Origin of the sequence: Enterobacter soli, assembly GCF_964208575.1 — a bacterium.
Taxonomy (GTDB): domain Bacteria; phylum Pseudomonadota; class Gammaproteobacteria; order Enterobacterales; family Enterobacteriaceae; genus Enterobacter; species Enterobacter soli_A.
This window is the reverse complement of sequence record NZ_CAXOFU010000004.1, coordinates 1-20,159: the sequence shown is the minus strand read 5'-3', so window position 1 is coordinate 20,159 and position 20,159 is coordinate 1. Positions and strand designations below refer to the sequence as shown.

The window sequence follows — 20,159 nt, the reverse complement described above, 5'->3', positions numbered from 1 at the left end:
GGGGCATAACCCCTGCCCCGGCAGTATCGAGGTGTTATCAGGCGTTTGCGGCCGGTTTAGTCTGCGCATTTTCCAGCATACGGCGCACCGGAACAATGAGGACAATCAGTACCGCGGCACAAATCAGCAGAGCCACGGAGCAGCGGGCAAAGAGATCCGGCAGCATATCCAGCTGGTCGGCCTTCACGTGACCGCCAATCAGGCCCGCCGCCAGGTTACCCAGCGCGCTGGCGCAGAACCACAGGCCCATCATCTGCCCGCGCATTCTTTCCGGCGCCAGCAGGGTCATGGTCGCCAGACCAATCGGGCTAAGGCACAGCTCACCCAGCGTCAGCATTAAAATACTGCCGACCAGCCAGAACGGAGAAACGCCCGCCCCGCCGCTTGCCAGCACGTTCTGCGCCGCCAGCATCATCAGGCCAAAGCCCCCGGCGGCACACAGAATACCGATCACAAACTTGGTGATGCTGCTCGGGCGAATGTTCATGCCTGCCAGCTTCGGCCACGCCCAGCTGAAGACCGGCGCCAGCAGGATGATAAACAGGGCGTTGATTGACTGGAACCACACGGCGGGGATTTCGAAATCGCCAATCATGCGGTTAGTGTAGTCGTTCGCGAACAGGTTGAACGAGGTCGGCTTTTGCTCAAACGCCGACCAGAAGAACGCGGCGGAAACCAGCAGGATAAAGCAAACCAGCAGCCTGGCGCGCTCTTTACGGTTCAGACCCGCAAAGACAAACAGGTAGATGAAATAGAGCGCTACGGACGCGGCAATCACGTACACCAGCATACTGGCAACCGCGACCGGGTTAATCACAATCACGCCCTGGGAGATCAGCGTCACCACGACCGCCACGCCCACGGCCAGCGCCAGCAGCCAGGCACCGACGCCTTTGCGCTTCACGACCGGGCTGTTCCAGGTAGAATCCAGACCCACTTCGCTGTCGTAGCGTTTCATCGACGGCACGGCAAATACGCGGAAGATGACCAGCGCCACCAGCATCCCGATACCGCCGATGCCAAAGCCCCAGTGCCAGCCGTGGGTTTTAATCAGCCAGCCGGAGATCAGCGGCGCGATAAACGAACCCATGTTGATGCCCATATAGAACAGCGAGAAACCGCCGTCGCGGCGCGCATCGCCTTTTTTATACAGCGTGCCCACCATCACCGAGATACAGGTTTTGAACAGGCCAGAGCCGAGCACAATGAACATCAGGCCGATAAAGAACAGGTCGTTGCCCATAATGGCAGAGAGCGCAATCGACAGGTGGCCGAGCGCAATCAGAATCGACCCGTACCAGACGGCCTTCTGCTGCCCGAGCCAGTTGTCCGCCAGCCAGCCGCCCGGCAGCGCCGCCAGATACATCGCCCCGGCAAAAATCCCCACAATGGCCGACGCGTTCTCGCGCGCCAGGCCCATACCGCCGTCGTACACGGTCGCAGCCATAAACAGGATCAATAATGGGCGGATGCCGTAAAACGAGAAACGCTCCCACATTTCGGTAAAGAACAGGGAACCGAGCGGATAAGGATGGCCGAAGAACGTTCGGCTCTCTTTTTGATTAACAGAGGATTGCATATTTCTCCCGAAAAGGTATGTCGTCGTGCTTGTAAGCACCGCAAACACGCCGACCAGTTACGTATCTGGCCGATTTTTTGCCTGCGGCGAAGAGTTATTTAACCATTTGATAACCTGGTGTCAGTTTTGTCTAGTACCAACCGCAGGTGTTTAAGATGAAAGTTCGACAATCGTCTACTTTCTCAGATTTAAAATTGGCTAATAACGAATAGTGATTGACATCACACAGAGAAACATACGACAGGTAAAGGCGAAAAAAAACCCGCGGATAAACGCGGGTTTTAAAAGAGTTATTTGCTTTTCTTAATGTGCTTGATCAGACGCTTACGCTTGCGCATCTGGTTCGGCGTCAGGGTGTTGCGCTTGTTGGCAAACGGGTTATCCCCTTCCTTGAACTGGATGCGGATCGGCGTACCCATCACGTCCAATGATTTACGGAAGTAATTCATCAGATAGCGTTTGTAGGAATCTGGCAGGTCTTTCACCTGGTTACCGTGAATAACCACGATAGGCGGGTTGTAACCACCGGCGTGGGCATATTTCAGCTTCACGCGGCGACCGCGCACCAGCGGCGGCTGATGGTCTTCGGATGCCATGTTCATGATGCGGGTCAGCATCGCGGTGCTCTGACGACGGGTTGAGCTGTCGTAAGCTTCGCGTACTGATTCGAACAGGTTACCCACGCCGCTGCCGTGCAGGGCGGAGATGAAGTGCACGCGCGCGAAGTCGATAAAACCCAGACGGAAGTCGAGGGTCTCTTTAACCTGCTCACGCACTTCATTGCTCAGGCCATCCCACTTGTTGACCACGATAACCAGTGAGCGCCCACTATTGAGGATAAAGCCGAGCAGCGAGAGATCCTGATCGGAAATCCCTTCGCGCGCATCAATAACCAGCAGCACGACGTTGGCATCTTCAATGGCCTGCAGGGTTTTGATAACGGAGAATTTCTCCACCACGTCGGTGATTTTCCCGCGCTTACGCACGCCCGCGGTGTCGATGAGTACGTACTCACGTTCGTCGCGCTGCATAGGGATGTAGATACTGTCGCGGGTGGTGCCCGGCATGTCGTAAACAACCACGCGCTCTTCACCCAGAATACGGTTAGTAAGCGTAGACTTACCTACGTTTGGACGCCCCACGATCGCCAGCTTGATAGGCAAATCCTGCGGGTTGAAATCGTCTTCCGGCTCGTCTTCTTCGCCTTCAACGCCCTCTTCGAACTGCGCCCAGTATTCGGCGTCTTCGTCCACTTCTTCCGGCGGATTAACTTCATCAACCCACGGCAGCAGAACGGTTTCGAGCAGGCTGGTGACGCCGCGACCGTGAGAAGCAGCGATAGGGTAAATTTCGCCCAGACCTAAAGACCAGAAATCCGCGACGGCCTGATCGGCATCGATGCCGTCAGTTTTGTTCGCCACCAGGAAAGTCGGTTTTTCACGCGAGCGCAGATGTTTAGCGATGGCGGAATCCGCTGGCATCAGCCCTGCACGGGCATCAACCATGAACAGAACCACGTCTGCTTCTTCGATTGCCAGCAGAGACTGTTCCGCCATGCGGGTTTCTACGCCGTCTTCTGTGCCATCAATACCGCCGGTATCGATACAGATAAACTCGCGACCTTCCACTTCTGCACGACCGTACTTACGGTCACGCGTCAGCCCCGGGAAATCCGCAACCAGCGCATCACGGGTGCGTGTTAAACGGTTAAAAAGAGTGGATTTTCCAACGTTCGGGCGCCCGACAAGCGCGACCACAGGTACCATGTTTGAAGCCTCATAAAATTCAAAATAACGTCGCGTTTGCGGCGTTTTTAAAAATGTCAAAACGGCTCCTGAGTGAACAGGAGCCGTTTAGTATACTACAACCGCCGTGTAATTAACGCGTGATCGCGTACAGCGTGCCGTCTTTTGCCTGGATCAGCAGTTTACCGTCAGCCACCACCGGTTCGGTCAGGAAGCCAGAGCTGTCAACTTTTTGCTGCGCGGTGAAGCGACCCGTTTCTGGATCCACCCAGTGCATGTAACCTTCGCTGTCCCCGACGACCAGGCTGCCGTTATACAGCGCAGGAGCCGTCAGCAGGCGGTGCAGCAGATCGCTTTGCGTCCACAGCGTAACGCCACCATCGGTGTTCAGCGCCAGCAGACGGTCATTCTGATCGACCATATAGATACGGTTGCCATCAACAATGAAATCATTCACTGAGCCCAGCTCACGTTTCCACATGATCTGGCCGCTGCGCAGATCCAGCGCGGTCAGGTTGCCGTTGTACGCCAGCGCATAAACCACGCCGTTAACGATGACCGGCGTCGTGTCTACGTCGCTCAGACGGTCGATTTCAGTTGAGCCGGTCGCCTGGGAGATACGCTGCTGCCAGATCATCTGGCCTTGCTGCATCAGCACCGCGCTCACGCGACCGTTGTCGCCGCCCACGATGGCAGCACCAAACGCCGTTGCCGGAGCGGATTCACCGCGCAGGGACAGGGAAGGCATGTCGAGGTTAACGGTCCATTTTACCAGGCCGTCAGCTTCGTTCAGCGCCTGCAGCTGGCCGTTACTGGTGTGGATCAGCACCATGCCGTCGCTCACCACCGGACGAGACAGGGATTCACCCGCCACTGCGGTTTGCCACGCAACAGAACCGTCGCTGGTGTTCAGGGCGTAAACCTGGGCTTTTTCGCTGCCCACGTACACGTGACCGCCAGCTACCGTCAGGCCACCGGAGAGCAGTGCAGGTTTACGGGAGAACCAGCCGTCTTTTTCCGCCAGGTTTACAGACCATACTTCCTTGCCGTCATCCGCGTTCAGCGCTTTTACGGTGCCTTTGCGGTCAGCGGCATAGACAACGCTGTCAGCGAATGCCGGATGCAGGTTGGAATAGAAATCACCAATACCGTCACCGACGGAGGTGCTCCACGCGGTAGACGGGGTGAACTGGTTTTCAACCGTCGGCAGCGGGGACATTTTTACAACATCTTCTTCGCCACTGAACAGTGAACAACCACTCAATAACGTAACAGAAAGCAGTCCTGGCAGAAGTAATTTACGCAATTGCATCGGGTCCCTCTCAGACGGACAAATTATTTATTTTCATCTGCATCATTTCGCTCAGCGCAGGGGAAGCATTGCTCTCTACGCCAGCTTGCCACGCTTTACGCGCGCCCTCTTTGTCACCTTTGCTCAGCAGTGCTTCACCGCGCAGGTCAGCGACAATGGCAGCGAAACCTTCACCTTTGATGGTATCAAGCGTTTTCAGCGCATCATCGGCTTTTTTCTGCTGAACCTGAATACGCGCAAGACGCATATTGATGACCGCTTTCAGATTCTCATCTTTTGCAGCGGCAAGCCCCTGCGAAAGCTGTGCAGCCGCTTTATCTAGCTCGTTTTTATCAACGAACTGCTGAGCGACTTCCAGCGCAGCCAGTGCGCCGTAGGTATTTTTGTTGTCAGCGGCAAATTTCTCTGCGGCTGCCAGCGTTTGTGGCTGATCGGCACGAATAGCGCTGACGGTATTTTCATACGCCAGAGAGGCGCCGCGCGCGGAGTCAGCCTGATGGCTGTTCCAGAAACGCCAGCCCGCTAATGCACCAATACCTAAAATGACCCCAACTGCCAGGGCTTTGCCATTTTCAGCAAAGAAGCGCTTGATGGCGTCAACCTGGTCGTGTTCGTTCTCGTAAATTTCCACGCAGTCCTTCTCCTTAGCCCAATAAAGTGCGCAAGTGCGCCGCAACGCCGTCCTGCGTTACCGTAGTTTGCTCACCAGAGCGCAGGTCTTTGACAACCACTTCGCCGTTAGCCACTTCGGACTCACCCAGCACCAGTGCAATACTTGCGCCCCACTTATCGGCACGAGCAAACTGTTTTTTGAAGTTGCCGCCGCCGTGGTTGGTCATCAGCTTAACGTCCGGCAGTTCATCACGAACGCGTTCGGCAAGCTGCATTGCCGCAGACTGCGTTTCCGCGCCTGAGGCCACCAGGTATATATCGACAACGGAATCTGCTTTAAATTCCGGATTAACTGCCTGAACCAGCAAAACAAGTCGTTCAAGGCCCATCGCGAAGCCAACCCCAGGCGCCGCACGGCCGCCAAGCTGTTCTACCAGGCCGTCATAACGCCCACCCGCACACACGGTGCCCTGTGAGCCCAGACTGGTAGTCACCCACTCGAACACGGTACGGTTGTAGTAGTCCAGACCACGCACCAGACGCTGGTTAACGGTATAGGCAATACCCGCCGCTTCCAGCAGTTTGCACAGGCCCGCGAAGTGTTCGCGAGAGTCTTCGTCCAGATAGTCGCCCAGCGCAGGCGCGTCGTTCAGCAGTGCCTGAACCTCAGGGTTCTTGGAATCCAGAACGCGCAGCGGGTTGCTGTACATGCGACGTTTGCAGTCTTCGTCGAGCTTATCTTTATGCTGTTCCAGGAACGCAACCAGCGCATCGCGGTAGTTGGCGCGCGCTTCCAGAGAACCGATAGAGTTCAGTTCCAGAGAAACGTGTTCAGCAATACCCAGCGCACGCCACCAGCGCGCGGTCAGCATAATCAGCTCGGCGTCGATATCCGGCCCTTGCAGGCCAAAGACTTCCACACCCAGCTGGTTGAACTGGCGATAACGACCTTTCTGCGGACGTTCGTGGCGGAACATCGGGCCGATATACCACAGGCGCTGCTCCTGATTGTACAGGAGACCATGTTCGATGCCGGCGCGAACACAGCCCGCCGTACCTTCCGGACGCAGAGTCAGGCTGTCGCCGTTGCGGTCCTCGAAGGTATACATCTCTTTTTCAACCACGTCGGTCACTTCGCCGATCGCGCGCTTGAATAACGGGGTCTGCTCTACAATCGGCAAACGGATTTCGCTGTAACCGTAGCTGCCGAGCACCTGCTTCAGTGTGCCTTCAATGCGCTGCCAGATGGCGGTTTCGCCAGGCAGATAATCGTTCATGCCGCGGATGGCTTGAATGTTTTTTGCCACGTTTATTCTCTTTCTATATACAAAAAAAACCCAAAGAATGGGTTCAATCATACATGGGAAGCGTCACGCTTCCCATCACGTTATTTTTCAACCTGCTGGACGCTGATGCGCTGCGCTTCATCCATCATCGTGGCTTTTGCACGAATGCGGGCCTCAAGCTGGTCGATCATGTCGCTATTATCCAGACGATCTTTGCGAACGCCATCTTCATAGAGACCACTTTTCTTGTTCCCGCCCGTTACGCCAAGCGTGGACACCAGCGCTTCACCCGGGCCGTTCACCACGCAGCCGATAATAGAAACATCCATTGGCGTGATGATGTCCTCCAGACGCTGCTCGAGGGCGTTCACCGTACCGATCACGTCAAACTCCTGACGCGAACAGGTTGGGCAGGCAATGAAGTTGATCCCGCGCGCGCGAATGCGCAGCGACTTGAGGATATCGAAACCGACTTTGATCTCTTCAACCGGATCCGCCGCCAGAGAGACGCGCAGCGTGTCGCCGATGCCTTCAGAGAGCAGCAGGCCGAGACCGATCGCTGATTTCACGGAGCCGCTGCGCAGCCCGCCCGCTTCGGTGATCCCCAGGTGCAGAGGCTGATCGATCTGCTTCGCCAGCAGACGATAAGATTCAACCGCCAGGAACACGTCGGACGCTTTTACGCTGACTTTGAACTGATCGAAGTTGAGACGATCCAGATGATCCACGTGACGCATCGCTGATTCAAGCAGCGCCTGCGGCGTAGGTTCGCCGTATTTCTCCTGGAGATCTTTTTCCAGAGAACCGGCGTTAACGCCGATACGGATTGGAATATTTTTGTCGCGCGCGCAGTCCACAACCATGCGAATACGCTCTTCGTTACCGATGTTGCCCGGGTTAATACGCAGGCAGTCAACGCCATATTCGGCGACTTTCAGCGCGATGCGGTAGTCGAAGTGGATGTCTGCAACCAGCGGAACGCTGACCTGCTGTTTGATCAGCTTAAACGCCTCAGCGGCATCCATGGTTGGCACGGAAACGCGGACAATGTCCGCGCCGACGCGTTCTAATGCTTTGATTTGATTGACCGTTGCTTCCACATCCGTGGTGCGCGTGTTGGTCATCGACTGGACGGCGATAGGTGCCCCATCGCCAATCGGCACATTCCCAACGTAAATCCGTTTCGATTTTCTACGTTGAATCGGAGCCTGGTTATGCATGAAAAATCTCCCGCGGTGCCCGCCTGTTACTGTGCTGCTGATTGTTCGGCATTAACGGTAAGACGCGCAACCTGGTTAGTTCTGATAAAGCGGCTCAGATCGACAGGTTTTCCTTGATACTGGATCTGTACCGCTGCCGGCGCGCCGATTTTAAGCTTGTAAGGAGCCTGGCCCGTTAGATTTAACGTGCCATCTTTACGCTGTAAACCACTGAAAAGCTTTTTGCCCGTCGCGTCGCTCACTTCCAGCCAGCAATCAGCCGTGAAGTTCATCACCAGCGCGTTCGGGTCAGCGGCGGTATTCGCAACGCCAGCCTGATCGGTTGGCAACGGCTGCGCGCTGTTATCTGCAGGCGTGGTCGCGGCAGGGGCGTTCGCCGCGGTGTCTACATTCGCCTGAGAAGGTGCAACCACGGCATTGTTCTGCTGTGCCGCAGCGTCAGCGGCAGGCGTTTGAGTCTGAGCGGTGTCCGTCGCTGGCGCATCGGTGGCAGCCGGCTGCGGATCGCTTGATGCGGTTGCGCTATCGGTGTTCAACGGCACGCTCTGGGCGTTGTCGTTACCCGCGCTGGCGCTGTTCAGCTCAGCGGAGGATTGATCGGCCATGGTGGTGATCTCTTCCTGCTGCGCTTTGTGGTTTTGCCACCACCACGCGCCCGTCAGGCCGATAACCACAAACAGTACCAGCCAGGTGAAGCTCATCAGCCAGCCGTCGCGTTTTTTACGACGTTTCCCCAGGGAGAAGGTCTGCATCGGCGCAACTTTTGCTGCGCGGACCGGTGCCTGCTTCTCCATCATCGGCAGTAATTCGTTTTCGGGGATATGCACCAGTTTTGCGTAAGAGCGGATATAACCGCGCAGAAATGTTGAAGCCAGATCGGCAGGCGCCTTATCTTCTTCAATATCGCGAACCGTGGAAACCTTCAGGCACAAGCGTTCTGCAACGGCTTGCTGGCTGAGTCCGAGTTGTTCACGGGCGTTGCGAAGACGAACGCCAGTGGAGAGTGCTTCATTTTGGTCGTGAGTGGCTTCAGTATTCATTCGCTACAACTACTGGTACGTGAAAAATAAGGGTTCAGGTGCCGGTGAGTCACAATGCCACCCGCACCGCGAAACTTCTGGTCAGTTAACCAGGAACAGAGAGTATAAGACTGTCAGCCCGGAGATGACAGTGCCGCCCTGCCCACACAGCTAAACTGTTGTTACGTCGTTACATACTGCCCGAAAGTCGTATGAAACGCACCGTAATTATTAAGCAATCATCCTGAATATGACTGATTATTCAGTAAGATTATGCGTCACGGCGCAAGAAATGCACCGTGACTGCATAATAATCAGACAGCTTTTACCGCAATAGTCTCGCCCTGCATACGCTTACGCAGCGTGCGCTTGGTACGGTCAATCACGTCACCCGCCAGCTGACCACACGCGGCATCGATATCATCACCGCGGGTTTTACGCACGATAGTGGTGAAACCGTACTCCATCAGCACTTTAGAGAAGCGATCGATACGGCTGTTCGAGCTGCGGCCATACGGCGCGCCCGGGAACGGGTTCCATGGGATCAGGTTAATCTTGCATGGCGTATCTTTCAGCAGCTCGGCCAGCTCATGGGCGTGTTCGGTGCCGTCGTTTACGTGATCGAGCATCACGTACTCAATGGTCACGCGGCCCTGGTTGGCATTGGATTTCTCCAGGTAGCGACGCACGCCCGCGAGGAAGGTTTCGATATTGTACTTTTTGTTGATCGGTACAATTTCGTCGCGGATGGCATCGTTTGGCGCGTGCAGGGAGATAGCCAGCGCAACGTCAATCATGTCGCCGAGCTTGTCCAGCGCAGGAACAACGCCAGAGGTAGACAGGGTCACGCGGCGTTTAGACAGGCCAAAACCGAAGTCGTCCAGCATGATTTCCATCGCCGGAACGACGTTGGTCAGGTTGAGCAGCGGTTCACCCATGCCCATCATCACCACGTTGGTGATTGGGCGAGTCCCCGTCACTTTTGCCGCACCAACGATTTTCGCGGCGCGCCACACCTGGCCGATGATTTCGGACACGCGCAGGTTGCGGTTAAAGCCCTGCTGCGCGGTAGAACAGAATTTGCACTCCAGCGCACAGCCAACCTGAGAGGAAACGCACAGCGTGGCGCGGTCGTCTTCAGGGATATAAACAGTTTCAACGCGCTGATCGCCTACGGCAATCGCCCATTTGATGGTGCCGTCGGACGAGCGTTGTTCTTCGACCACTTCCGGCGCACGGATTTCAGCCACTTCCTTGAGCTTATTGCGCAGCACCTTGTTGATGTCGGTCATGTCATCAAAGTTGTCGCTGCAATAGTGGTACATCCATTTCATGACCTGATCGGCACGAAACGGCTTCTCGCCCATCTCTTTAAAGAATTCGCGCATCTGCTGACGGTTCAGATCCAGCAGGTTGATTTTTCCATTTTTATTGGGAACCGCAGGAATGGCGACTTCGGAGGTGTTAACTAGTTCAGACATAATATTTTCCGGCCTCGTTGTTACACGTTATGGCCCGTGGAGGGTTGAAAAGAAACGCCCCAGAAAGCGGTCTGCTCGTCCGGGGCGTTGCATTGTACAAAGTCTGGCGCAGGGATGCCACGTTTGCACGCGGCATTTACGAAAATATTAGCGAGTGCGAGCGCACACTTCGCCTTCTGCGAAGAAGAAAGCGATTTCGCGTGCTGCAGATTCCAGAGAGTCTGAACCGTGGGTGCCGTTCTCGGTGAAGCTGTCAGCGTAGTCTGCGCGCAGCGTACCGGCCAGAGCGTTGTCCGGGTTGGTTGCACCCAGCAGATCGCGGTGACGCTGAACGGCGTTTTCGCCTTCCAGTACGGATACCACGATCGGGCCAGACGTCATGAACTCAACCAGGCCGTCAAAGAATGGGCGACCTTCGTGTTCAGCGTAGAAGCCACGAGCCTGCTCAACGGTCAGGTGCAGCATTTTGGTGCCAACGATTTTGAACCCTGCTGATTCAAAGCGAGCGAAGATGCTGCCAATAACGTTTTTTGCCACCGCGTTTGGCTTGATGATGGAAAAAGTACGTTCAATAGCCATGATTACCTCTGTGATCTGTTCTGTTGTTATGCATACCTGAGTATGGTGTGGCGCGGATTATAAAGAGCAATAGCGCCATTGCCTACGGATCTAAGTAACATTTTTTTAAAATAAGACGAGTTTTAGCAACAGGTCACGCCGCATCGCGAAAATTAGGCTACTGGAGCGTAAAGTTCACCGTGGCGACCTGACCCGCGTCGTCCATTACCAGTAACTGATAATCACCAGATTTATCAAGCTGTAAAGTGTAACTCCTTCCCTTCACCTCCAGCGGTTCGCCGTTTAAAAACCACCAGCGTTCCCCGCTGCTGCCGCCCGCCTGCAAGGGTAACGACACCCGTGATTCCCCCGGCAGACGTTTAATCACCGCCCCGTCGCGCACACCTGAGAGAATAAGCGGCGCGGGGGCATCCTGCGCCATTGGCGGACAGGTTTTTGACGAGGCAGGAAGCCTTGCCGCACGCCGTTCCGCCGCGGGCAGCCAAGGCTCGAGCGGCAGCGGCCAGACGTCGATGATTTTTTCCGCTGCGTCAGGGCAGTCAGCCGCCACGCGTTTGCCCTCTTTATCCACCCACACCGGGAAACGAATACCGCGGATGCCCTCCTGCTCCGGCAGCAGCAGCGTTGGCGGCTGGCTGCCGTCCAGCAGCCAGGTTGCCAGGCGGCGCCGACAGTTATCGCTGCCCTCGGGCTGCGACTGACCGCCCGGCCAGCAGATCGCGCCGCGTCCGACCGACGCCGGGCGCGGGTCGCGCGGCAGGCGGGCTTCATCCACCGTAGTGCGCGACTGGAGCATGTTGTTGACCTGATTGAGGAGCGGAACCGCGCTGGCAAACCCAAACTGCCCCGCCACCGGCGTGCCGTCCGGCCGCCCGGTCCAGATGCCAATGAGATAGCGGGCATTCAGCCCTATAGCCCAGGCGTCGCGGTAGCCGTAGCTGGTCCCGGTTTTCCACGCCAGCGGCGCGATTTGCGGCAGCGCCCCGTCCGGCAGGGGCTGCGCTTCGTTCGCCAGGATCCTGCGGATAATCCACGCCGCCCCCGGCGACAGCAGCGGTCGCTCCACGAGCGGATCGCCGGGCTGAACGCGCAGCTTCGCCGCTTTGCCGTGGCGGGCAAACGCGCTGTAGGCCGCCGTGATATCCGCCAGCCGCGCTCCTGCCCCGCCGAGGATCAGCGAGAGGTTGGGCTGGGCGCCCGCGGGCAGGATCAGCGGTAACCCGGCATTGCTGAGCATTCCCGCAAAGCGTTTTGGCCCGTAGGCTTCCAGCACCTGCACCGCCGGGAGGTTCAGCGAGCGCACCAGCGCTTCGCTCATGCTCACCGGCCCGTGGAAGCCGCTGTCGAAGTTCCCGGGGCGATAGTCCCCCGTTCTGCGCGGCACGTCCTGGAGCAGCGAGGCGGGATGGATCAGCCCGTCGTCGAGCGCCATGCCGTAGACAAAGGGCTTCAGCACCGATCCCGGGGATCGCACCGCGTTGACCATGTCCACGTGGCTGAACCGGGTGTCGTCGTTGAAATCCACCGAGCCGACCCAGCCGCGCACCTTCATATCGGTATGATCGACCACGATCATCGCCAGCGAACTGCGGTCAGGCAGGCGCGATTTCCAGTTGAGGGCCAGTTCTTCAAGCTGACGCTGGAGCGAGGCGTCCAGCGTGGTGACGATTTTATTGTCGCGGCTTTTGCCGAGCATCATGCGTGCAAAGAGCGGAGCCAGCTGCGGCATTTGCCGGGGCGCGAGCCATACCGCCTCTTCGCGGGACTCTTTGACCTGCTGCGGCGACCAGACGCCCTGAGTCACCATCCGGTCGAGGACTTTATTACGCGCGGCTTCGGCGCGCTCCGGCCACCTGTCCGGACGCAGCCGGCTGGGTGCCTGAGGCAGCACCGCCAGCAGCGCGGCTTCGGAATAGCTGAGCTGCGAAGGCGGTTTGCCGAGATAGGTCCAGCTTGCCGCCCCGACCCCCTGCAGCGTGCCGCCAAAGGGCGCGCGGTTGAGGTACAGGGTGAGGATGTCGCGCTTGGAGAGATGCCACTCCAGCTGCACCGCCCGCCAGAGCTGGCGAATTTTGCCGCCGAAGGTGCGCGGATGCGGATCGAGCAGACGCGCCACCTGCATGGTGAGCGTGCTCCCGCCGGAGACCACTTTGCCAGAACTGAGATCCTGCCAGGCCGCGCGCAAAACGGAGAACGGGTTGACGCCGGGGTGCTTCCAGAACCAGCGGTCTTCATACTGGATCAGGGCTTCCAGATAGCGCGGTGAAACCTCTTCGATGGTAACCGGGTAGCGCCAGATCCCGTCGCTGTCGGCAAAGCGCCACAGCGGCGTGCCCTGCTCGTCCACCACCACGCGCGCGGGGTTCACCTCTTTTAACGGTAACGGCCACAGGCGATCGGCGGCGATAACCAGCCCCCATAAAACGAGAAGCGCTCCCGCCAGCCAGAGCCAGCGGGAGCGTGTCAGACGTGCTAATCGCATATTACGGAACAACAATCAGCGGGCCGGTTGCCGCACCTGTTGCCCGCCACTGCGGAACGTACATGGACTCCACCATTGGAGCCGGAACCTGATAGGTGCCCGGGGTCACGGCGCGCGCCAGGTAAACCAGTGTCACCGGCTGGCCTTCGTTGACCGGAACCGCCGCCACAAAGCGATCGTCACGGAACTCCATATGCTGAATGTCCGCCTGCTGCATCTGGTTCAGCAGGTTCTGCACTTCGCTGCCGCTGTCCTGCAGGCTGGCGCTGCTGCTGGCCAGATTCTGGTTTTCCAGCTCCAGACCGGCCGGAAGCAGGTCGACCACCAGCGCGTCCGGGACGTTCTGGCTGGCTTTCACCTCAAGCCAGACCAGCACCAGCTCACCGCTTTTCAGAGACGAGAGCGATTTGCTGCTGCCGTCGGTCGCCAGAATGTGGCGCTCAATCTGCAACACGTTAGACGATGGCTCCGGCGCGTATTCCGGGTAGCCGGTGCTGTCGAGGCGCACCCACAGCGGTGCAGTACCGGTGTTGGTCACCTGCAATGCGCCAAGCTTGTCGCCATCGACGTTTTGCACCTGGGCGGTATCCCCGCTGAGCGGCTGTTCGGACAGCGTGGTTGTCGCCTGCCATGCGCCGGAGGCGTTCTGCAGCGAACGTCCGGCCAGGAACAGCGCGTTGCTCTCCTGAGTCGACAGCCAGCGCTGGCTGAACGCCTGTTCAGACAGAGTATTGAGCAGCGTATTCTGCGCGTCCGGCAGCAGCTTGTACTCTTCCAGCAGGGAGAGCATCAGCGCGTTGTCGCGCAGCGCGCTGCCGTAATCCGCCATCCAGTTCCGTGAGTCGTTGCGCGGCGTCTTGATGGCTAAATCCAGCGCCTGCTGGCTGCGAGGGGCATCGCCCATCAGCTTCAACGCCATACCGAGCTGCATCAGCGGCAGGCCGGAGGCCGCCTGTGAATGGCGATCCCAGATTTCACGCAGCGCGCCCAGCGGTGCTTTTTGCTGACGCGCCAGCACCAGCGCGGCGTAGGCCTGCACCGCAAATTTGCTGGCCTGCGTATCATCGCTGTAGCGGATGGACATCATGCCCGGATCCTGCAGGTAGCGCAGGAGACGGTTGTTGGCGTTATTGATGGCATCCGCAGGCACGCTGTAGCCCTGCTCCCCTGCGCGCACCAGGAAATCGGTCACGTAGGCGGTGAGCCAGTACTCTTCCGCGCCGTTTTTATCCCACAGCGCAAAGCCGCCGTTATCGCGCTGCATCTGCAGCAGACGCGAAATGCCGACGTCGATCGCGCCACGGCGTTTGTCGTCGCTGTCGCCCTTAATGCCGAGCGCCGTCAGCTGCGCGGCGTTGGTATACAGCGACGGGAACAGGCCGCTGGTGGTTTGCTCCAGACAGCCGTACGGATAGGCCTGCAGCTCGCGGATGTAACGCGCCAGGTTCAGCGGCGCTTTACCGCTCAGAAGCAGCTGGCCCTGCAGCGTAGCCGGTGAGAAGCCGCTGTGATGCTGCTCCGGTGCCGTCCAGGACTCGCCCGGGTTCAGCATCGTACCGGTATTCACCGTCTGCGCCGGGAATGCCGGACGCACGCCGATTTTCCAGCTTTTGTGCTGCGGCGCGAAGGTTTCGCCCGGCAGCTCAAGGCCGGTGACCTCGGCGGTCACTTCGCCGTCACCGTAGCCGTCAAGCGCGCGCACCGGAATGAACATGGTGCTGCGTGCGCCCGGCGGCAGCTTAACCGGCTGCGGCTGCGCGCCTTCCAGCGACAGATGGCCGGAGGCGGTAACCGCCACGTTCAGAGTCTGCGGCTGGTCGGTCAGGTTGGTCACGTCCAGCGTGAGGCGTGAAGTATCACCGCTGGCGAGGAAGCGCGGGGTGTTCAGCTCGGCGATGACCGGCGCGGCAACTACCACTTTGCTCTCGCTGCTGCCGAAGTCTTCGTCGGTCCAGGCCTGCGCCATCAGACGCAGTTCGCCGTTGAAATCGCCGATGGGCAGAGCGATGGTGCCTTCGCCGTTGGCGTCAAGCTCCACCGGCTGCGCCTGCTGGGCAATAATGGTGACGTGGTTCACCGGCGGCTTGCCGCCGCGTTTCAGCTCGTCGCCGTCGCCGCCAAAGCGCAGCGCCGCCAGACGGCCCTGACCTTCAATCACCTGGCCGTAGATATCATAGATATCCGCGCCGTAGCGTTTCTGCCCGAAGAACGCCTGCCACGGATCCGGCGTGACGTAATCGGTGATGTTCAGCACGCCGCTATCAACGGCAGACACCAGCACGTTTACCTTCTGCGGCACCGCGCCCTCTTTCACGCTGGCTTTCACCTTCACGGAGAGCGTCTGGTTTGGACGCATCTTCTGCGGGGTGTCCAGCGCGATGTTCAGACGGCGGTTTTCATCGCCCATAGGCAGATGCAGCAGACCGACCGCGCGTTTTGGCGTGGCCGATTTTGACTTATCGCCCGGACGCACCACCAGGGTGCTGAGGTACAGGTCGTGACGCTTCCAGCTTTTATCCACCGGGATCGCCACGTCGAGGCCGCTGGCCGGAACGTCGATCTCTTTCCACCACAGCGGGCCTTCGCTGGATTCAATCATCGCGTAGCCTTTACCTGCGGCAGGGGCGGCAATGTGCAGATTGATGGTGTCGCCCGGCTGATAAGCGGGTTTATCAAGCTTGAGGGTAACGCGATCCGGGCGCGCCGCGCCGGTTCCGTCGCTGTTATCCTGCCAGCTGTATCCGGCCCAGAAGCGCACGCTGCTGACGGTGTCGTCAGGCGCTTTCACCTCCAGACGGTATGAGCCCCACTCCACCGGGAAGGTCACTTTGCCGGTTTGATCGGCGGTTAAATCGAGGGACTGCTCGCCTTCCACCAGATCTTTTTGATCGAACTGGGATTTCCAGCCGTCGCTTTCTGACCAGTTCCAGAAGTAGTCGCGACGTTCGCGGATCAGGCGAACCTGCAACCCGGAGACGGCTTTCTTCGCGCCGCTGGCATCGGCATAGACAATGTCGAAGCTGGCGTTGCTGTCTTCATCGACAATCGGCTGATTGACGGTGGTGTCGGTACGGTAGTCATACACCGCCTTGCTGGCAAACTGCGGGCGAATGCCCGGCAGCACCTGCGCTGGCCAGATGGCCTGCTCTGCGCGACGCGTCACCGGACGTCCGCCGGACTCCAGCAGGCTGGCCTGCAAAATGACCTGCAGCGGCGAGTGGGTTTCTTTCCACTGGCTTTCCGCTGACACCGCACCGCGGCCCTGTTCGTCCAGCGTGAGCTGAACTTCATCCAGGCTGCGGGTCAGGTTCTCTTCGGCGATATCGCCAAACTGGAAGCCCGGCAGTGACGCAACGGCCTCGCGCAGCGGACGCAGGAAAAGCTGGCCTTGCAGACTGTTGCCGTTGGCTGGCGCGCCGTACAGGTAATAGCCCGCCACGTTAAAGGTAACCTCATCGCTCGGTGAGATCGGCGTTTTTTGCCCGCTCAGGTTGAGCGCCATACGTTCCGGCATAAAGTCTTCGACGTGGAAATCCCACAGGCGCTGCTGGTTGTCGCCGGTATTGGCGCGGATGTGCCACATGCCGGTTTGCGCCCCGCTGTCCAGCGGATAGGTAAAGCGATAGAGGCCATTTTCCGGCTGAACCACCAGCGTGCGCGCAACCTGTCCGTCCGGGCGCAGCACGTCAAGCTTCACCGGCTGCGCGGGCAGGGTTTTGCCGTCGCTGTCGCGCAGCAGGCCGTTGAGGATCACCGTTTCGCCAGGGCGATAGAGATCGCGCGGGCCGAACATAAAGAACTGCTTGCTGTAGCCCGGCGCCCCGGCGATATCGAACTCGGCCAGATCCAGCGCCGGGAGTTTGAGATCGAGCAGCGTGGTTTGACCGTCTTTGCGGGCGAGGATCAGCGCGGCTTCTTTATCGGTTTCCAGCTTCGCGTGACCGTCCGCGTCGCTGGTGCCCTGGGCGAGGGTCTGCCCTTTGTCATTGAGCAATGAGACCTCAATGCCGGGCTGCGCCGCGCCGTTTTCCAGGCTCTGAGTGAAGATGTCGAGGCGATTATGATAGCGGTGAGCGGACAGGCCAATGTCGCTCAGGGTGAACAGGGTGGCGGCATTGCTGTAGTTGTAGTGCCCCGCCTGATTCATCACCGCGATATAAACGCCGGACTGCTGCAGCGGCTTAATATCGCTCAGCGGCAGCAGCAGTTTTTCCCGCGTGTTGCGGGCAGGATTAAGATCGAAGCGACCGGTATAGACCAGATCCGCCATTTTGAGCAGATTGTCGGACTCCCAGTTGGTGAGGGAGTTACGGTACTCCCACTGGCTGACAAATGACGCCAGCGACTCGGGCTTCACGCGGTAGAAGTTCACATCCACATTGTTAACGTTGAGCGCCATCACCGGCAGCCCTTCGACCACCTTGCCCGGCAGCAGCGAGCCGCGGCTGGCGAACCCGACCGTCGGTTCAACGTCGCGAGTGGTTATCGCTTTCTCGTAGTCAATGCCAAACGTGGCTTTGTTCAGCGCGACCAGATCGCGATCGACGCTCACAACCAGATTACGGTTCGGCTCTAAATGGCGTAAACGCAGCTCTTTCAGATTAGGGGCAAGTTCCCACGCGCCATCCACTTTGCCGCTTTTCTTGTCCACCACGTGCACGGTCTTTGCGAAATCCTGATCGGGATTGAGCGGGACGGAGAAGGTCAGCACCATCGTCGCTGCGCCATCGAGCTGGACTTCAGAGGCATCCAGCAGCGTCAGCGGCTTGCCGGCGGTGGCGGCTGCCAGCTTCTCAAGCTGCGCGCTATCGGGTTTTGCCGGGGTGCTCTTTTCAGGGGCAGTAGCGGTTGAAGCTGGTGCAGGAGAGGTTGCCTGCGGTTTTTCGTCGCTGTTATCACAGCCAACGAGCGTAAATGCGGTAAGTAGCGCGAGAGAAATCGCAGCTAAGCGAAACGGTTTCATCCTTTGTCCCTGGCCTGTAGAGCCTGTTGGTCGTCTTCCGGATAAGTATTATCCGCAAGTTTTATTAATTCAAAAAGTCCAAAGTGAGAAAATCAGAATCTGATAAAAAATAAGGCCTTGTTCGCGAGTTGAACGCGGTTTGCTTGTCGATGTCAGAAAAAACATCGACAATTCTTTTTTATGAAAAAGATGGAGGCAACGATGTCCACCTCATATTTTGTTTCAGCCGACTGGCTGATCGAGCATCACGACGACCCGGAAGTGCAAATTCTCGACGCGCGCATGGCGCCACCGGGGCAAGAGCATCGCGATGTCCCTGCGGAGTACCGCGCCGGGCATCTGCCGGAAGCGGTCTTTTTTGATATCGAAGCGTTGTCCGATCACACCTCTCCCCTGCCGCACATGATGCCGCGCCCGGAAGCCTTTGCCGTGGCGATGCGCGAGCTGGGCGTCAGCCGTGATAAGCATCTGGTGGTCTACGACGAGGGCAATCTGTTCTCCGCGCCGCGCGCGTGGTGGATGCTGAAAACCTTCGGCGTGGAAAACGTCTCCATTCTGGCGGGCGGCCTGGCGGGCTGGAAGCGCGATGGACTGCCGCTGCAGGAAGGCGATGTGGCTCTGCCGGAGGGGGATTTTGACGTCAGCTTTAACGCCGACGCGGTTAAGCGCCTGACCGACGTGCTGCTGGCAAGCCACGAAAAAACGGCGCAGATTGTGGATGCGCGCCCGGCTCCGCGCTTTAACGCCGACGCTGACGAGCCGCGCCCCGGGCTGAAGCGCGGCCATATCCCCGGCGCGCGTAATGTGCCGTGGGGCGATTTGGTGTTTGAAGGCGAGCTGAAAACCACCGATGAACTGCAGGCGATTTTTGCGCGTCAGGGGGTCGACCTGCATCAGCCGATTATCGCCAGCTGCGGCTCGGGCGTTACGGCGGCGGTGGTGGTGTTGGCGCTTGCCACGCTCGGCGTGAAGAACGTGACGCTGTACGACGGGGCGTGGAGCGAATGGGGCGCGCGTGACGATCTGCCCGTTGAGCCGTCGGCTCAGAAGTAACGCGAAAGCTATCGGGGTGAAGGCTCACCCCGATAAGCGTTAAATGATGCGGTTGGTTTTTAAATCGCGCAGGAAACCACCCCAGCGGCGTTCATAGAACGGGGTGATGTGCTCGGTAATAAAGTGGCTAATGCCCTTCTCACCTTTTACCACCCGGCAAATATCAATCGGCTCGTCGCCCGGCAGAGTGTCGGTTGCCACGCTTCCCGCCGCCTGAATGATGTCGTCGATATCGCCGTCCGCCTCAATTCCAATCAGCAGCACCGGCTGTTCGTCCGCCCGCTCTTTGATGGAGCAGAGGAACGCGCGTTTCACCGGCTTGATGGTTTTGAACAGCGTGGTCAGCGAGTCAATCATCTGCGCAGGCGGTTCCGCCACCTCTGACAGCAGCAGCGTTTCGCCCCCTTCCAGCACTTCCTGCGTGCTGAGCGGGTTGCCCTCTTCGCCGATCAGATGGCTGATTTCGCGCGGGGTGAACTCTTTCCCGGTCGGCAGCTTCGCATTCAAAAACAGGGTTTCGCCGAGGGTCATTTCGAACAGGGTACGAACGGGCATGACCACGAACGCCTGCTCGTCTTCAACGGCCTGCTGCAGGGCGTTGAGCGAGGTGAAGAACGGGATGACCGACGTGCCGTCGTCTTTTTCCCAGTGCAGCAGATCCAGCGCGCTGTCTTCGACGACCTGCTCATCCTCCGCCGCGGTTCCCGGCACCCATACGGTCGATTCCAGCAGCGTGCGGAAAAATGCCGGGCGGTGGGCGGGCTCGGTCGCCGCCTGTTCCAGCAGGGTTTCTAATTCGTTTTTGGTTTCGGACATAGTTTGGCTACT

The 20,159-nt window shown here is 58.6% G+C and carries 13 protein-coding genes; 1 reads left to right on the top strand and 12 read right to left on the bottom strand.

Annotated elements, in window-relative coordinates:
• Nucleotides 1-37 precede the first annotated feature (37 nt).
• The 11 genes from AB6V08_RS04945 to AB6V08_RS04895 form a co-directional block, all read right to left on the bottom strand.
• On the bottom strand, nt 38-1,579 hold the full coding sequence (locus tag AB6V08_RS04945; protein WP_368541631.1) for a peptide MFS transporter: 1,542 nt from the start codon (nt 1,577-1,579) through the stop codon (nt 38-40).
• A gap of 290 nt (nt 1,580-1,869) precedes the next feature.
• Nucleotides 1,870-3,345, bottom strand: coding sequence for a ribosome biogenesis GTPase Der (gene der / locus AB6V08_RS04940; protein ID WP_368541630.1), 1,476 nt, complete (start codon nt 3,343-3,345; stop codon nt 1,870-1,872).
• A gap of 112 nt (nt 3,346-3,457) precedes the next feature.
• The gene (gene bamB, locus AB6V08_RS04935) at nt 3,458-4,636 is read right to left on the bottom strand and encodes an outer membrane protein assembly factor BamB (RefSeq protein ID WP_368541629.1); all 1,179 of its coding nucleotides are present in this window, start codon (nt 4,634-4,636) and stop codon (nt 3,458-3,460) included.
• Nucleotides 4,637-4,646: 10 nt separating this feature from the next.
• Entirely contained in the window at nt 4,647-5,267 is a 621-nt protein-coding gene (locus AB6V08_RS04930; RefSeq protein ID WP_368541628.1) for a YfgM family protein, read from the bottom strand.
• Nucleotides 5,268-5,280: 13 nt separating this feature from the next.
• On the bottom strand, nt 5,281-6,555 hold the full coding sequence (gene hisS, locus AB6V08_RS04925; protein ID WP_368541626.1) for a histidine--tRNA ligase: 1,275 nt from the start codon (nt 6,553-6,555) through the stop codon (nt 5,281-5,283).
• Nucleotides 6,556-6,635: 80 nt separating this feature from the next.
• On the bottom strand, nt 6,636-7,754 hold the full coding sequence (gene ispG, locus AB6V08_RS04920; RefSeq protein ID WP_003860619.1) for a flavodoxin-dependent (E)-4-hydroxy-3-methylbut-2-enyl-diphosphate synthase: 1,119 nt from the start codon (nt 7,752-7,754) through the stop codon (nt 6,636-6,638).
• 26 nt (nt 7,755-7,780) lie between these two features.
• The gene (gene rodZ / locus AB6V08_RS04915; protein WP_368541625.1) at nt 7,781-8,794 is read right to left on the bottom strand and encodes a cytoskeleton protein RodZ; all 1,014 of its coding nucleotides are present in this window, start codon (nt 8,792-8,794) and stop codon (nt 7,781-7,783) included.
• 293 nt (nt 8,795-9,087) lie between these two features.
• On the bottom strand, nt 9,088-10,254 hold the full coding sequence (locus tag AB6V08_RS04910) for a bifunctional tRNA (adenosine(37)-C2)-methyltransferase TrmG/ribosomal RNA large subunit methyltransferase RlmN (RefSeq protein ID WP_006176669.1): 1,167 nt from the start codon (nt 10,252-10,254) through the stop codon (nt 9,088-9,090).
• A gap of 147 nt (nt 10,255-10,401) precedes the next feature.
• Nucleotides 10,402-10,833 (bottom strand): nucleoside-diphosphate kinase, encoded by a 432-nt coding sequence (ndk, locus tag AB6V08_RS04905; RefSeq protein ID WP_368541623.1) that lies wholly within the window; start codon nt 10,831-10,833, stop codon nt 10,402-10,404.
• A 157-nt stretch (nt 10,834-10,990) separates the two neighbouring features.
• The gene (gene pbpC, locus AB6V08_RS04900) at nt 10,991-13,315 is read right to left on the bottom strand and encodes a peptidoglycan glycosyltransferase PbpC (RefSeq protein ID WP_368541621.1); all 2,325 of its coding nucleotides are present in this window, start codon (nt 13,313-13,315) and stop codon (nt 10,991-10,993) included.
• A 1-nt stretch (nt 13,316) separates the two neighbouring features.
• Entirely contained in the window at nt 13,317-18,278 is a 4,962-nt protein-coding gene (locus tag AB6V08_RS04895) for an alpha-2-macroglobulin (protein ID WP_368541620.1), read from the bottom strand.
• 201 nt (nt 18,279-18,479) lie between these two features.
• Here AB6V08_RS04895 and sseA point away from each other — a divergent pair, with 201 nt between their 5' ends.
• Nucleotides 18,480-19,331, top strand: a complete 852-nt coding sequence (gene sseA, locus AB6V08_RS04890; protein ID WP_368541619.1) for a 3-mercaptopyruvate sulfurtransferase — start codon at nt 18,480-18,482, stop codon at nt 19,329-19,331.
• Between the two features lie 39 nt (nt 19,332-19,370).
• Here the strand turns inward: sseA and sseB are convergent, their stop codons facing one another.
• Nucleotides 19,371-20,147, bottom strand: coding sequence for an enhanced serine sensitivity protein SseB (sseB, locus tag AB6V08_RS04885; RefSeq protein WP_368541856.1), 777 nt, complete (start codon nt 20,145-20,147; stop codon nt 19,371-19,373).
• Nucleotides 20,148-20,159 lie beyond the last annotated feature (12 nt).